Source organism: Streptococcus massiliensis DSM 18628 (genome assembly GCF_000380065.1).
Classification (GTDB): domain Bacteria; phylum Bacillota; class Bacilli; order Lactobacillales; family Streptococcaceae; genus Streptococcus; species Streptococcus massiliensis.
Map to the genome: position 1 here is coordinate 1 of NZ_KB904402.1, position 15,810 is coordinate 15,810.

The 15,810-nt window shown below is 44.6% G+C and carries 10 protein-coding genes; 4 read left to right on the top strand and 6 right to left on the bottom strand.

Features of this window, described 5'->3' with window-relative positions; all coding sequences use genetic code 11:
• The coding region (locus tag A3I3_RS0107130; protein WP_018371198.1) for an ISL3 family transposase at nucleotides 1-243 on the top strand (243 nt) is incomplete at its 5' end.
• A gap of 60 nt (nucleotides 244-303) precedes the next feature.
• Here A3I3_RS0107130 and rpoC read toward each other — a convergent pair.
• The 3 genes from rpoC to pbp1b form a co-directional block, all read right to left on the bottom strand.
• Entirely contained in the window at nucleotides 304-3,951 is a 3,648-nt protein-coding gene (gene rpoC / locus A3I3_RS0107135; RefSeq protein ID WP_018372036.1) for a DNA-directed RNA polymerase subunit beta', read from the bottom strand.
• 21 nt (nucleotides 3,952-3,972) lie between these two features.
• Nucleotides 3,973-7,539: a DNA-directed RNA polymerase subunit beta gene (gene rpoB / locus A3I3_RS0107140; protein WP_018372037.1), complete on the bottom strand. Its 3,567-nt coding sequence runs from the start codon at nucleotides 7,537-7,539 to the stop codon at nucleotides 3,973-3,975.
• A gap of 829 nt (nucleotides 7,540-8,368) precedes the next feature.
• Nucleotides 8,369-10,717 carry a penicillin-binding protein PBP1B gene (gene pbp1b, locus A3I3_RS0107145; protein ID WP_018372038.1) on the bottom strand — a complete coding sequence of 783 codons (2,349 nt, stop codon included), beginning with the start codon at nucleotides 10,715-10,717 and terminating at the stop codon, nucleotides 8,369-8,371.
• A gap of 235 nt (nucleotides 10,718-10,952) precedes the next feature.
• On the opposite strand from pbp1b, the gene tyrS reads away from it, so the two are divergent.
• A complete protein-coding gene (gene tyrS / locus A3I3_RS0107150) occupies nucleotides 10,953-12,209 on the top strand; it encodes a tyrosine--tRNA ligase (protein ID WP_018372039.1) in 1,257 nt (418 codons plus the stop codon).
• Between the two features lie 256 nt (nucleotides 12,210-12,465).
• Complete coding sequence (locus A3I3_RS0107155) at nucleotides 12,466-13,311, top strand: putative RNA methyltransferase (protein WP_018372040.1); 846 nt, start codon at nucleotides 12,466-12,468, stop codon at nucleotides 13,309-13,311.
• A 21-nt stretch (nucleotides 13,312-13,332) separates the two neighbouring features.
• On the opposite strand, the gene A3I3_RS0107160 is transcribed toward A3I3_RS0107155, so the two are convergent.
• Nucleotides 13,333-13,962 (bottom strand): DUF6287 domain-containing protein, encoded by a 630-nt coding sequence (locus A3I3_RS0107160; protein ID WP_018372041.1) that lies wholly within the window; start codon nucleotides 13,960-13,962, stop codon nucleotides 13,333-13,335.
• 151 nt (nucleotides 13,963-14,113) lie between these two features.
• On the bottom strand, nucleotides 14,114-14,638 hold the full coding sequence (locus tag A3I3_RS0107165) for a DUF6287 domain-containing protein (protein ID WP_018372042.1): 525 nt from the start codon (nucleotides 14,636-14,638) through the stop codon (nucleotides 14,114-14,116).
• A gap of 221 nt (nucleotides 14,639-14,859) precedes the next feature.
• On the opposite strand from A3I3_RS0107165, the gene A3I3_RS0107170 reads away from it, so the two are divergent.
• Nucleotides 14,860-15,507: a metal-dependent transcriptional regulator gene (locus tag A3I3_RS0107170; RefSeq protein WP_018372043.1), complete on the top strand. Its 648-nt coding sequence runs from the start codon at nucleotides 14,860-14,862 to the stop codon at nucleotides 15,505-15,507.
• A gap of 50 nt (nucleotides 15,508-15,557) precedes the next feature.
• Here A3I3_RS0107170 and A3I3_RS10575 read toward each other — a convergent pair.
• On the bottom strand, nucleotides 15,558-15,810 hold a 253-nt coding region (locus tag A3I3_RS10575; protein WP_018372044.1), incomplete at its 5' end, for an IS3 family transposase.

Consider the following 15,810-nt stretch of genomic DNA (forward strand, 5'->3'; position numbering starts at 1 on the left):
ATTTCTTCTGTAAACCCTATCTTTCAGACTGTTTTTAAGACTTTTTTGAAAGAGAGGGACAAGATTATCAATGCTTTGGAACTTCCCTACTCAAATGCTAAGCTAGAGGCCACTAACAACCTTATCAAGGTTATCAAGCGCAACGCTTTCGGCTTTCGGAACTTTGACAACTTTAAAACTAGAATTCTCATCGCTTTAAATATCAAAAAGGAGAGAACCAATTCGGTTCTCTCCAGATCTTAGCTGACATCAACCCACTACAGTTGACAAAGAGCCACAACAGTTAGCAGAGGGATTGAGATTTTATTCTGTTACAAGCTCTTCAGCGGTCTCGCTTGCAAGATCTTCATCGACCACTTCTTCAATGATTTCGACTTCATTGACAGCTTGCGGCTCGAGATTACGATAGCGCGCCATACCTGTACCAGCTGGGATAATCTTACCAATAATAACATTTTCCTTAAGACCAAGCAGGTGGTCTTTCTTACCACGGATAGCAGCGTCTGTCAGAACACGAGTTGTTTCTTGGAAGGAAGCTGCTGATAAGAAGCTGTTGGTTTCAAGCGATGCCTTGGTAATTCCCATGAGGACTGGACGAGCGGTCGCAGGTACCCCACCAGAGATGACTACATCGCGGTTAGCATCGGTAAAGTCGGTGATGTCCATGAGCGTACCCATGAGCAGATCTGTATCTCCTGGATCCATGACGCGCACCTTGCGAATCATTTGACGGACCATTACCTCAATGTGCTTGTCTCCGATTTCCACCCCTTGGCTGCGGTATACTTTTTGTACTTCCGCAAGGAGGTAAGTTTCCACTGACAAAACATCACGCACAGCCAGCAAGTGCTTAGGCTGAATTGAACCTTCGGTCAGAGCAGCACCGCGAGAGACTTGGTCTCCGACTTCCACTTTCATGCGAGCGGTAAATGGCACCACGTATTCGCCTTCACCAGTCGCTCCTTCAACGAAGACTTTCTTAGTCCGCGTAGAAGCGTCTTCTTCGATAGCAGTAACGGTACCCTTGACTTCTGTGATAACCGCTTCCCCTTTGGGATTACGGGCTTCAAAGATTTCTTGGACACGTGGCAAACCTTGAGTGATATCAGTGTTTGAGGCAACCCCACCCGTGTGGAAGGTCCGCATGGTCAGCTGAGTACCAGGCTCCCCGATAGATTGAGCGGCAATGGTTCCGACTGCTTCACCCACTTCAACGGCATCACCTGTTGCCAAGTTAATTCCGTAACAGTGACGGCAGACACCGTGGCGGGTATTACATGTAAAGACGGAACGAATCGTCACTTCTGTTACACCGGTATTCACAATTTCACGCGCCTTGTCCTCGGTAATCAATTCATTTGCACCGATCAAGACTTCGCCAGTTTCAGGGTGCTTAACAGTCTTCTTAGTGTAACGACCATTAAGGCGTTCTTCAAGAGATTCAATCATCTCTTTGCCTTCAGTGATTGAACTGATTAAGAGACCACGGTCAGTGCCACAATCGTCCTCACGAATAATCACGTCTTGCGCCACATCAACTAGACGGCGGGTCAGATAACCTGAGTCGGCAGTCTTAAGGGCCGTATCAGTCATCCCTTTACGCGCACCGTGCGTTGAGAAGAACATTTCGAGAACCGATAACCCTTCGCGGAAGTTAGAAAGGATTGGCAATTCCATAATCCGTCCGTTAGGAGCGGCCATCAGACCACGCATACCGGCCAGCTGCGAGAAGTTAGAGATGTTACCACGGGCTCCTGAGTCCATCATCATAACGATTGGGTTCTTCGGATCTTGATTGGCAACCAATTCTTTTTCCAAGCGCTCACGAGCAGCACGCCACTCAGATGTGACAGCATTATAGCGTTCGTCTTCGGTAATCATCCCGCGGCGGAATTGCTTGGTAATTTGCTCTACACGTTTGTGAGATTCTTCGATAATATCAGCTTTATTTTCAACGACTGGAATATCAGCAATTCCCACAGTCAGACCAGCCAAGGTTGAATGGTAGTAACCAAGGTTCTTGAGGCGGTCAAGCAGGGCAGAAGTTTCTGTCGTGCGGAAGCGTTTGAAGATTTCTGCGATGATGTTCCCCAGATTTTTCTTCTTAAATGGTGCGTTGAGTTCCAGCTCTTGAATCGCTGCATGAATGTCGCGACCTGGCTCTAAGAAGTATTTATCCGGCACACCTTCAGTCAAGTTAGTATTGTTTGGCTCTTGTAGATAAGGCAACTCATCAGGCATAATGGCGTTGAAAAGAATCTTACCAACTGTTGTCATGAGCACCTTGTGCTTTTGACTGTCTGTCCAAGGCTTGTTGAGGCTGTCCGTTGCGATACCGACACGGCTATGCAAGTGAACGTAGCCATTGCGGAGCGCCATAACTGCTTCGTCCATGTCCTTGAAGACCATGCCTTCGCCTTCGCGGCCTTCTTCTTCCATGGTCAGGTAGTAATTCCCCAAGACCATATCTTGAGACGGCGTAACGACTGGTTTTCCGTCTTTTGGATTTAGAATGTGCTCTGCTGCCAGCATGAGAATACGAGCTTCAGCTTGCGCTTCTTCAGAAAGTGGCACGTGAATAGCCATTTGGTCCCCGTCAAAGTCGGCATTGTAGGCTTCACAGACCAGAGGGTGAAGACGCAGCGCCTTACCGTCAATGAGAACTGGCTCAAAAGCCTGAATTCCCAAGCGGTGAAGGGTCGGTGCCCGGTTGAGTAGCACTGGGTGTTCTTTAATCACTTCTTCCAGAATGTCCCAAATGCGCTCATCGCCACGCTCTACCAAGCGCTTAGCTGCCTTGACGTTTTGAACGATGTCACGCGCAACAATTTCCCGCATAACGAACGGTTTGAAGAGTTCGATTGCCATTTCACGCGGCACACCACATTGATACATTTTCAAAGTAGGGCCTACAGCGATAACCGAACGACCTGAGAAGTCAACCCGTTTCCCCAGCAAGTTTTGACGGAAACGTCCTTGCTTCCCTTTCAGCATGTGGCTGAGAGATTTGAGCGGACGACTACCCGGTCCAGTGATTGGACGACCACGACGACCGTTGTCAATCAAGGCATCCACCGCTTCTTGCAGCATCCGTTTTTCATTTTGCACGATGATGCCCGGTGCATTGAGCTCCAAGAGACGTGCCAAACGGTTGTTACGGTTAATCACACGGCGGTAGAGGTCATTGAGGTCAGAAGCCGCAAAGCGCCCACCGTCCAGCTGCACCATAGGGCGCAGGTCTGGTGGAATGACTGGCAAGATATTGAGCACCATCCATTCTGGCTTGTTGCCAGACTTGTAGAAGGCATCCAAGACGTCCAAGCGACGCACAGCCTTGACCCGTTTTTGTCCAGTTGCTGTTTTTAGTTCTTCTTTGAGAGCCAGGATTTCTGTTTCCAAATCCACTTGTTTCAAGAGGTCTTGGATTGCTTCTGCTCCCATTTTTGCCACGAAAGAGCCAGCACCGTACTCGCGCAAACGTTCACGGTACTCACGCTCCGTCATGATTGACTTGTGCTCAAGCGGTGTATCCTTAGGGTCAATCACCACATAAGCCGCAAAATAGATGACTTCTTCTAGGGCACGAGGACTCATATCAAGAGTCAGTCCCATGCGACTTGGAATCCCTTTGAAGTACCAGATGTGCGAAACGGGTGCTTTGAGCTCGATATGCCCCATGCGTTCACGACGAACTTTAGCACGCGTCACTTCAACACCACAGCGGTCACAAACGATGCCTTTATAGCGAATGCGTTTGTATTTCCCACAGGCACATTCCCAGTCTTTGGTCGGACCGAAAATCACTTCGTCAAACAGTCCTTCACGCTCTGGTTTTAGGGTGCGGTAATTGATTGTTTCAGGCTTCTTCACTTCTCCATAGGACCATGAGCGGACCTTGCTAGGAGAAGCTAGGGTGATTTGCATACTTTTAAAACGATTTACATCAACCACTATTTCTTACCTTTCTTTTACTTATTCTTTGCTGTCAGCATCAAAGGCTGCTCGCGCTTCTAATGCTGCTTTTTCGCGTGCTTTTTCCAGATCATCAACATGGATGACATCGTCGTCCTCACCTTCATCAAGATCCCGAAGCTCGACCTCGCGGTCGTCTTCGTCAAGGACACGCATGTCCAGACCTAGAGATTGCAATTCTTTGACAAGGACGCGGAAGGACTCAGGGACACCCGGTTTTGGAATTGGTTTTCCTTTGGTAATCGCTTCATAAGCCTTGAGACGTCCGTTGACATCATCTGACTTGTAGGTCAAGATTTCTTGCAGAACATTTGACGCACCATAGGCTTCCAGCGCCCAAACTTCCATTTCCCCGAAACGTTGTCCACCGAACTGGGCTTTACCACCGAGCGGTTGTTGGGTGACCATGGAGTAAGGACCGACCGAACGTGCATGGAGCTTGTCATCCACCATGTGGTGCAGCTTAATCATGTACATGACACCAACAGAGACGCGGTTGTCAAATGGCTCACCGGTACGACCGTCATAAAGAATGGTCTTGGCATCGCTATCCATACCAGCCTCGCGCACTGTATCCCAAAGGTCATCTGAGCTAGCTCCGTCAAAGACTGGCGTTGCAATATGAATGCCCAAGTTGCGAGCTGCCATACCAAGGTGAAGCTCCATAACTTGTCCGATATTCATCCGAGATGGCACCCCGAGTGGGTTGAGCATGATGTCAACTGGCGTTCCGTCAGGCAGATAAGGCATGTCCTCAACCGGAACAATACGGGATACGACACCCTTGTTTCCGTGGCGTCCAGCCATTTTATCTCCGACCTTAATCTTCCGTTTTTGGGCAATGTAGACACGCACCAGCATATTGACACCAGATTGCAACTCATCACCATTGGCACGAGTGAAGATTTTCACATCACGAACGACACCGTCAGCCCCGTGCGGCACGCGCAGAGAAGTATCACGCACTTCGCGTGACTTGTCACCAAAGATAGCGTGGAGGAGGCGTTCTTCAGCCGATAGGTCTTTTTCACCCTTCGGCGTTACTTTTCCGACCAGAATATCGCCTTCTTTGACCTCGGCACCGATACGGATAATACCCATTTCATCCAAGTTCTTGAGAGCATCCTCACCGACATTTGGAATTTCACGGGTAATTTCTTCAGGACCCAACTTGGTGTCACGCGTTTCTGATTCGTATTCTTCCAAGTGAACAGAGGTGTAGACATCGTCTTTGACCAAGCGCTCACTCATGATAACCGCGTCCTCAAAGTTGTATCCTTCCCAGGTCATGTAGGCAACGATTGGGTTTTGTCCCAGCGCCATTTCGCCTTTTTCCATAGACGGTCCGTCAGCGATAAAGTCGCCTTTTTCGACCGTGTCGCCAACCTTAACCAAGGTCCGTTGGTTGTAGGCAGTTCCTGAGTTTGAGCGGCGGAACTTGGTGATTTGGTAAACATCGAGCGAGCCGTCCTCACGACGAACTTCGACCTTGTCTGCATCTGCATAGGTTACTTTTCCGTCGTGTTGGGTAATAACTGCAGCACCTGAATCGTGAGCAGCTTGATATTCCATACCTGTCCCAACATAAGGCGCTTTTGGATCAATCAACGGTACTGCTTGACGTTGCATGTTGGCACCCATGAGAGCCCGGTTGGAGTCGTCATTTTCAAGGAAAGGAATACATGCTGTCGCAACGGCAACTACCTGCTTAGGCGATACATCCATAAAGTCCACTTGGTCTGACGGGAACTCTTGGTTATTCCCTTGGTGACGTCCCATAACAATCGCTTCTGCAAAACGCCCGTCTTCTGTTAACTTAGAATTTGCTTGAGCAACGATGTATTCATCTTCTTCATCCGCTGTTAACCAAACGATGTCGTTGGTGACAATGCCGCTATCGCGGTCTACACGGCGATATGGCGTTTGAATGAAACCATATTTATTAAGGTGCCCGTAGGATGACAAGTTGTTAATCAAACCGATATTTGGTCCTTCAGGCGTTTCAATCGGACACATCCGACCGTAGTGGGTATAGTGCACATCCCGCACTTCATAACCCGCGCGGTCACGTGTTAAACCACCAGGTCCTAAGGCAGATAAACGACGCTTGTGGGACAACTCAGACAGTGGATTGTGTTGATCCATAAATTGAGACAATTGAGAGGAACCAAAGAATTCTTTGATAGCTGCTGTAACTGGGCGTATGTTAATGATTTGTTGCGGAGTCAGTACTTCGTTATCTTGCACGCTCATGCGCTCGCGGACGTTGCGTTCCATACGAGAAAGCCCCAGACGCACTTGATTGGCAAGAAGCTCACCTACGGCACGAATCCGACGATTTCCCAAATGGTCAATGTCGTCCACGCGACCAAGACCTTCAGCCAAGTTGAGGAAATAGCTCATCTCAGCCAAGATGTCAGCTGGTGTCACTGTGCGCACCTTGTCAGATGGATTGGCATTGCCGATAATGGTAACCACGCGTTCTGGATCGGTCGGCGCTACTATCTTAAACTTCTGCAACTCAACCGGTTCTGTCAAGACTGCAGAATCATTTGGAATGTAGGTAATCTTGTTCAAGCCGGCGTCCAACTGGTCTTCGATACTACGAATCACATTGCGAGTCATCAAAGTACCAGCTTCGACCAAAATTTCGCCAGTTTCAGGGTCTACCAAAGGCTCAGCCAAGGTTTGATTAAGCAGGCGACTCTTGACATTCAACTTCTTGTTAATCTTGTAGCGACCAACTGCTGCTAGGTCATAGCGACGTGGATCAAAGAAGCGCGCAACCAAGAGACTACGTGAGCTCTCAGCCGTCTTAGGCTCACCCGGACGCAGACGCTCATAGATTTCCTTGAGCGCTTCGTCAGTCCGAGAATCCATTGGATTTTTGTGAATATCTTTTTCAATGGTATTGCGAACTAATTCGCTGTCGCCAAAGATGTCGAAAATTTCATCATCGCCAGAAAAACCGAGCGCCCGCACCAAGGTAGTGAATGGAATTTTTCGCGTGCGGTCAATCCGTGTGTAGGCAATGTCTTTTGAGTCAGTTTCCAGCTCCAACCAAGCACCGCGGTTAGGAATGACTGTTGAGCCGTAACCGATTTTCCCGTTTTTATCTACTTTATCATTAAAGTAAACACCAGGTGATCTCACCAGCTGAGAAACGATAATCCGCTCACCTCCGTTGATGATAAAGGTTCCCATTTCAGTCATAATCGGGAAATCACCAAAGAAGACTTCCTGCGTCTTGATTTCGCCAGTTTCCTTGTTAATCAAGCGGAAAGTCACGAAAATCGGCGCAGAATAGCTAGCATCGTGAATGCGCGCCTCTTCCAGCGTGTATTTAGGTTCCTTGATTTCATAGCCGACAAACTCTAATTCCATGGTTTCGGTGAAATTGGAAATCGGAAGTACATCCTCAAAAACCTCTTTCAAACCGTGGTCAAGAAAATCCTTGAATGAGTCCGTTTGGATTTCAATCAAGTTTGGTAAATCAAGAACCTCTTTGATTCTTGAAAAACTACGACGAGTACGGTGTTTACCGTATTGAACTTCATGTCCTGCCAAGATACAGCTCCTTTATTAAGATACTAAGGACGTTAAGAAAACGAGAGAAAAAATAGGAGATTGACGCTGTGTGCTTGCACACAAGGAAATCTATCTTTTTTCCGAAGTTTTTAGTCCGAGTTCAGTTACATAAGATACGAACCCGTTAAAAAATCGAAAGAATTTTAGGAAAATCAACGACGGTTCCATGAACCTAGGAGATTTTGTACCTAAAGGTAGTCTTAGCTGTAATTGGCTAAAGCCAAAACATCTACCTCTCTAAATTCCGAGATTTTAGGGCGAGTTCAGTTACAAGATACGAGGACGTTAGCAGAGACATCTGCGACTAGCAGCTAAAGCTACTGTCTCAGAACGAAAAGCACGAGGTGCCTTTTCTAGTCCCTACACTAATTTCAAAATCAAAAATTATCGTTTTGATTTTGAAATGTCGGAAAACGAGAGCACTGCGCGAACTTCGTTTGCGATTTTCCACGTTTTTTAGCCCGAGTTCATTTGTATACAGTCGAGATATGACATCTAGACTGGTTTTGATTAGGCTAACCAAAACATTCTTTGTCCTTTTTGATAAATTTTCAGAATTATTAAATATTGATGACAATAGCAATTTTTCTTAAAAATAGGCACAAAAAGAGCAGCTAAATCGGACTCTGAAAGTTTGATTTAACTGCTGTAAGCTCTTTTGGACAATATTTCAAAAAAGCAGACGACAAATTACTAGTTTTAGTATACCCCATTTCAAGCAAAAATACAAGACTTTTAAACTTGAGAAAACACTTTCATTTCATTAATTTTTAAAGTCTTAATGCAAAAAGAGTACAACTATTTGCATTTATTTTCGTCCACCTAAAATACTTGACCAAGCATTCTGGTAATCCGCATCGCTACCCCCAATAGCAAAACGGTAAGTAGTTGCTGGAGCACCGTTTTTTGCCCAATAGCTCGTCACTGTTTGCCCACCGAGACTGATATTGCGGCCATTGACATTCACTTGACCCGGCCGTTCACCAGTTGATGCCAAAACTTGAGACTTGATCACGCTTTGATCTAAAGCAAAACGTTGACCTCCACCAAAGATAGATGGATCCGCTTGATTGATGGCATTCACTAGATTGGCCATATAGTTAGCAGTATTATTATAACTGCTGAGTGGAGTCATAGAATGATTATCATCGTGCCCTGTCCAAGCTCCTAAGGTAGATTTAGGGTTGGATAACATCAACCACGAATCGCCATAATCATTGGTTGTTCCCGTTTTCCCAATCCAGTCGGCTCCTGCCAATCCCGAATTTAGCTGTGACAAACGACTCTTAAAGGTTGTTGTTTTCCCTGAATTAATAACACTGCGAAGAAGTTCTTGCATGATAGATGCCGTAGCCTTGGAATAAACTTGTACAGGCTGTTTCTTATGCTCATAGACAACTTTTCCATCTTTGGTTTCAATTTTTGAAATCATATAATTTTCTTGGTAGGCTCCGCCATTTGCTAAGGCCTGATAAGCATTGGTGTGCTTTGCAACAGAAACTTCAACACCCCCACCAAGTGGCAGGCTTTCTACACTATAATCTTCAATTTCGTAACCTAGCTTTTTCATGTAACTAGGAACATCAACCCCTTTTTCACGAAGAGTACGGTAAGTCCAGTAAGCAGGGATATTCCAAGAGTAATCAAGGGCTTCTTGTAGATTCATCATAGCGGTTCCTTTACTATCCACGTGATAAATCGGTTGTCCACTTGAAAAGTTGGTTGGATAGTTTGAAAGAATGCTAGCACTGCCCATCAAGCCTTGGTCAATAGCAATTCCATAAGCCAAAATTGGTTTAATGGTTGAACCTGGACTTCGTACTGTGTCAAAAGCGTGGTTATTCTGATTAGCAGCATAGTCACGTCCACCCACAAAGGCAAGAACCGCCCCCGTTTCATTATCAAGAAGGACATTCCCCGTTTCAACTGCACCTGTTCCATCATCTAGAAGTCCACCAAAGTTTGCAACAGCATTTTGCATAGCATCATAAACCGCGTGGTTAATGGTTGTCGTAACAACATAACCACCCTCTCTGAGCTCTTTAGCTGCCAACTCACGATAAGACTTAACTGTTTCGTCATTTTTCAAGTCATTGCTTGAAACGTTGTCGCGCTCAATCAAATACTGATACATTCCCTTTTGAGCTTCAAGCAAGGCAGAATGATAGAGATAATTATGATTATTCGTTGTAGCTGTACCAGCTGGCAGGAATTCCTTTGAAATATCATAATCTTTGTATTTTTCGTAATCTTGCTGCGATAGGTTGCCCGTACGATACATATTGTACAGAACATCTTTCTGGCGTTTCAGACCATAAGTCATATCTTCTGCTGATTTTAGAGTTCCATCTGCTGAATAAGGAGAATAGGTAATGGGGCTTTGCGGCAAGCCTGCAATAAAGGCAGCCTGCGGAATAGATAAGTCTTTAGCAGACACCCCAAAAATACCCTGTGCTGCTTCTTCTACACCCGCTATATTATGTCCCTCGTGATTACGACCAAAAGGTGAAACATTGAGATAAGTCGTCAAAATTTCATCCTTAGTCATATAGCGTTCAAGAGCCAAAGCATCAATAATCTCTGAAGCCTTACGTGAGAAAGTCGGAGCATCACCAACAACCTGTTGTTTGATCAACTGCTGAGTTAGCGTTGAACCACCACTTGAAGACCCCAAACCAACAACTGAACCCAATGTCGCCCGAAGAACAGCCTTTGGTACCACTCCATTATGACTATTGAAATTCTCATCTTCCGTTGAAATAACAGCCTTTTTAACATTATCCGAAATGGCATCACTCGTTACGGGAATGCGCAATAGATCATTTTCAATCTGTGAAATCAAACTACCATCAGCATAGCGAAGCTCTGAAATTCCCGATATCTTGTTTACATCTGCCAGCAAGGCCTCCTTGCTAGGAACCTCTGTTTTTTGAAATAGGCTCGCTGCATAACCAAGCCCCGTTCCTGCACCAAAAACAAGCCCTAAAAAGACCAGAACAAACAAGACATTCATCAAAATTTTCATTGATCGCAAAAAGAGTCCACCAATATCACCAAATGTCCAACCATCTGGATTAGGATTATCTAATTTTTTATGCGATTGTTTCTCTTGCCATTTGGCTAAGAAGGCTTTCACTTTTTCAAAGAATGTTTGCATACTTTACTCCTTATCCTAACTATTATAGCAAAAGTAGTTCCAAATCACAAAATAGTATGATACAATAGGGAAATAAAAATATTTGAGTGAAGGTAACGCCCTCGTATTTTAAAATGGAACTTGGGCTAAAATCTCTGGAAAAGAGACATTTCTTTGTGTTTATCAAGCGCTTCAACGATTTCCTTTTTCCATTCGATTTTTATATGCCCTCATATTTTATGTAAAGGAGAGAACGATGCACATTTTTGATGAGTTAAAAGAGCGTGGTTTGATTTTTCAGACCACTGACGAAGACGCCTTGCGTAAAGCCTTAGAGGAAGGTTCGGTTTCTTATTACTCAGGCTATGACCCGACAGCTGACAGCCTCCACTTGGGGCACTTGGTTCCGATTCTTGTCTTGCGGCACTTGCAGCTGGCTGGGCACAAGCCTTATCCTCTAGTCGGTGGGGCAACAGGCTTGATTGGTGACCCTTCCTTTAAAGACACCGAGCGCAGCCTTCAGACCAAAGATACCGTCGACGGCTGGGTCAAGAGCATTCAAGGGCAGCTCTCTCGCTTTTTAGATTTTGAAAATGGCGACAATAAAGCACAAATGGTCAATAACTACGACTGGTTTTCAGATATTAGCTTCATTGACTTCTTGCGCGATGTCGGTAAATATTTCACCGTCAACTACATGATGAGTAAGGAATCCGTCAAAAAACGGATTGAAACGGGGATTTCCTACACCGAGTTTGCTTATCAAATCATGCAAGGCTACGATTTTTACGAGCTCAACCGCAAGCACGGCGTTACGCTACAAATCGGCGGAAGCGACCAGTGGGGCAATATGACTGCTGGTACTGAGCTTTTACGCCGCAAGGCGGACAAAACTGGGCATGTCATTACCGTTCCACTCATCACAGATTCAACCGGCAAGAAGTTCGGAAAATCCGAAGGTAACGCCGTTTGGTTGGATGCCAAAAAGACTTCGCCTTACGAAATGTACCAATTCTGGATGAATGTCATGGACGCTGATGCTGTGCGCTTCCTCAAGATTTTCACCTTCTTGAGTCTAGACGAAATCGAAGAAATCCGCCAGCAATTTGAAGCCGCACCACATGAACGCCTCGCCCAAAAAATCTTGGCGCGTGAAGTGGTGACTCTGGTTCATGGCGAAAAAGCCTACCAAGAAGCCCTCAACATCACCGAGCAACTCTTCGCCGGAAATATCAAAAATCTTTCGGTCAAAGAGCTAAAAGAAGGCTTGCGCGGCGTTCCAAACTATCAAGTCAAAGCAGAAGATAATCTCAATCTGGTCGAACTTTTAGTCACAGCAGGTGTCGTTTCTTCTAAACGTCAGGCTCGCGAAGATATCCAAAACGGAGCCATTTACATCAATGGCGACCGCGTGCAAGACCTCGATTACAGCCTGGCTGACAGCAATAAACTAGAAAATGAATTAACCGTTATCCGCCGCGGTAAGAAAAAATATTTTGTTCTTACTTATTAAAGTATAAAAGAATCTGGGACAATAGTCCTCAGCCTCTTAAACAAGTTCAGATTATCTGCAAGACGCGGTAGCCTCTTGGCTTCTACGTTCGCCTTTACCGGCTCCGTACAAGCCTAATAGGCATCGCGGGGGTGGGACGACGAACTATTCCTTTTCAGCTTTTTTGTGGCAAGCTTCGCTTGCTTTATCCATAACCTCCAATAGTCTCCCAGACTATTGGAGCTGTCCCACTCTCTTTTACTGTAAAGGAAATTTCATGTTAGCACCTAAACTCCAGCGTTTCACCGACCCTGACCTGCTCTTTTCCTGCCCGCTTTGCCAGCAAAAGCTCCGCTTGGTCGAACGCAGCCTCAAGTGCCCACAGGGGCATTCCTATGACTTGGCAAAGTTCGGCTATGTCAATCTCGCACCACAAGCCAAGGCATCACATGACTTTGACAAGAGTTCCTTTGAGCAAAGGCGCCTTATTTTAGAAAACGGCTTTTACCAGCATATCCTTGAAAAACTTTTGGAAATTCTGGCAGACAGACCCGACCTCGCAAACATACTTGATGTCGGCTGTGGCGAGGGATACTATGCCCGCCAGATTGAGGAAAAAACGGGCAAAAATATCTACGCTTTCGACCTGTCTAAAGACTCTATCCAGCTTGCCGCTAGAGAAGACAAAGCTCAAGCAGTCAAGTGGTTTGTGGCGGATTTAGCCCACTTGCCCATAGAAAGCCAGAGCATCGACTACCTCTTGGATATTTTTTCGCCGGCTAATTATCAGGAATTTGAGCGCCTCTTGTCCGCCAAGGGGCTCTTGATAAAGGTCATTCCCAATGCCGACCACTTGCAGGAAATTCGCCAGCTAGCGCAAGACCAGCTCCAACAAAAGGAGTATTCCAATCACGAAGTCTTGCAGCATTTCAAAGAGCATTTTGAACTTGCAGAACTCCACCATGTCCACCAAACTTTTGACCTAAATAAGGACGAGCGCGACGCTCTTCTAGCCATGACCCCGCTCCTCTTTCACGTTCAAAAGGACAAGATTGACTGGAGTCAACTACGGAAAATCACTATTTCCGCAACCGTTCTAGTAGGGAAAAAGAAAACCGTTTGATCTAATCAAACGGTTTTTTAGTTAATTTTTATAGTAAAACCAAGAGCTTTCTGGTAATGCTTGGACAGTCAATAGGCGATCCCGTGTTGTGTCTGATGGAACCGTACCTTTGTTCCCATTCACATCTTGATAGGTATATTCTGCACCTGCTGGGATATAAATAAAAACTGCTCCACCGCCGCCAGGCTTTTCTCCGTGAATCGAACCGATTAACTGATTGTTTTGTCTCCCAGAAATCTCAATAACCATACCTGTGGTAGTTTTACCAGCAGCATCAATCTCTAACTTTTCACCCCTAGCATTACTCCAAGAGCCTGCTATACTACTAAAGTCCCCTGACTGGAGGCTAGCAAAGTTGCTAGTATCAACTTGCGTTTCTTGCTTATTTGCAGCTTTTTCTTCACTAGTATTAGCTGAATTCTCTTGATTAGCAGCAGTTGAGCTCGGCTCTACCTCTGTAGTAGCTGTAGCGGATGACCCTGTTTCACTAGACTTAACAGAGCTCTTGTTTTTACTGACAGCACTTTTAGCAGAACTAGTCACCTTAACTGTTTTGCCTTTTTCTTGCGATTGACCCCATAATGCTATCGCACCAATGATTAAAGCTAACAATACCAGCAAACTACCTAAAATGATACCTAATTTTTTCATATTTCACTCCTCTTTTTTGAGTATATTATATCTCGTTTTTAGGTAAAATACAAGAGTTTTATTTCGAAAATATTACAAATATTTCTTAAATATTTCTTTTATTTCTAAAAATGTCATAATATCGAGAATTTTACATGAAACAAGCATTTTGTTATTCATTAACTTTATAGTAAAAGTTGCCTTTTGAAGCACGAGAAATCAAACTTTGACCTAGCCAGAGTCGATTTTTACTATGCTCAGACAGATCTTTATAGACCTGCCCACTTTCACTATCAGTAAAGTCAGGCAAGGCAACCCCTGCTGGAATAAACTCCAAAAGAAAACCACCCGGTGATTCATTTATAGAAACAGTACTCGAAGCTGTGCCATAATCTGTCATCGAAGCACCTGAAAAATTAAATCTTTCGGTAACAAGACCTTTCTCAGTGAAGGACAAAGTATGCCCTTCACTATTTTTCCAAGTTCCTATTACACTGCTGTAATCTTGTTTAGCAAGAGCCTGTGGATTAATTTTTTCTGTCATGGTTACCTCTGATTTTGAAGATGTAGAAGAAGTCTGCGTGCTTGTTTGACTGGTCTTGCTGTCGCTAACTTTAGTTGTCTGATTAGACGGCTGACTCGTACATGCCGTTAACATCAGCAAAGCAAGTACAGACAAGAATATTATTTTTTTCATAGCTACCTCTTGTTTCATAAATATAATGATAATCTCGCTAAACTTTATAAGTTTACCTCATTATACCGCTTTAAGTAAAGCTTTTCAAATTAACCTATGCAATTCTTGTATAATGAATTTCTTCATGCAACAGGTTCATTATCACAAAAAATGAAGTCTAATTTTGTCCTTAAGCACCTTTTTTGATATACTAGATGTAGAGATTTAGGAAAGGATTTTCCATGACACCAAACAAAGAAGATTATTTAAAATGTATCTATGAAATCGGGACTCATACCCCAAAAATTACCAATAAGGAAATTGCTCAACGCATGGAAGTCTCTCCGCCTGCCGTGACTGAAATGATAAAGAAAATGCTGGCAGAAAACCTGCTGGTTAAAGACAAGGAAAGCGGCTATCTGCTAACGGACTTGGGCTTGCAGCTGGTCTCTGAGCTCTACCGCAAGCACCGACTCATTGAGGTTTTTCTAGTCAATCATTTGGGCTACACAACAAATGAGATCCACGAAGAGGCAGAGGTTCTGGAGCACACCGTTTCTGATCGTTTTGTTGAGCGTTTGGATAAAATGTTGAACTTCCCAGCAACTTGTCCTCACGGTGGAACTATACCTTCTAAGGGAGAGTTGCTAATTGAAAAAAACACTTTAACCCTTGAAACTGCAAAAAAAGCTGGTGATTATGTGCTCAGACGGGTTCATGATGATTTTGAGCTATTGAAATATTTAGAAAAACATGGATTAAAGATTGGTGATGTAGTCACTCTAGTTCAATATGACCCTTATGCTCAGATTTATATCCTCGCTGTCAAGGGGCAAGAGCTGCAAATCAGCCCCATGATTGCCCAACAGATTTATGTCGAGAAAATATAAAAAGTGGGTTAATGTCAAGCCCCAACTAAAATAGACAGTAAAAAAGTGTATTAGTTATGAAGATATGCTTCCCGATATTGCACGGGGGTCATGCCTTTTAATTTTTCTTGCGGTCTATCCATATTATACCAGTCTATATAGTCTTTGATTTGGCGAATGAGCTGTTTCTGACTCTCTGGAGGAAATAAAGTCAAAGACTCACTTTTGAGGTGAGAGAAAAAATTTTCACAAGGAGCATTGTCATAACAATTCCCTTTCCTAGAATGTGAGATTGTCACACCATAGGAGTCTAACTTCCTGAGA

Bases quoted from the DNA above. Each gene is read 5' to 3' on its own strand.
- A3I3_RS0107160 (WP_018372041.1), bottom strand. From the start codon at position 13,962: ATGAAAAAATTAGGTATCATTTTAGGTAGTTTGCTGGTATTGTTAGCT.
- tyrS (WP_018372039.1), top strand. From the start codon at position 10,953: ATGCACATTTTTGATGAGTTAAAAGAGCGTGGTTTGATTTTTCAGACC.
- A3I3_RS0107170 (WP_018372043.1), top strand. From the start codon at position 14,860: ATGACACCAAACAAAGAAGATTATTTAAAATGTATCTATGAAATCGGG.
- pbp1b (WP_018372038.1), bottom strand. From the start codon at position 10,717: ATGCAAACATTCTTTGAAAAAGTGAAAGCCTTCTTAGCCAAATGGCAA.
- A3I3_RS0107165 (WP_018372042.1), bottom strand. From the start codon at position 14,638: ATGAAAAAAATAATATTCTTGTCTGTACTTGCTTTGCTGATGTTAACG.
- A3I3_RS0107155 (WP_018372040.1), top strand. From the start codon at position 12,466: ATGTTAGCACCTAAACTCCAGCGTTTCACCGACCCTGACCTGCTCTTT.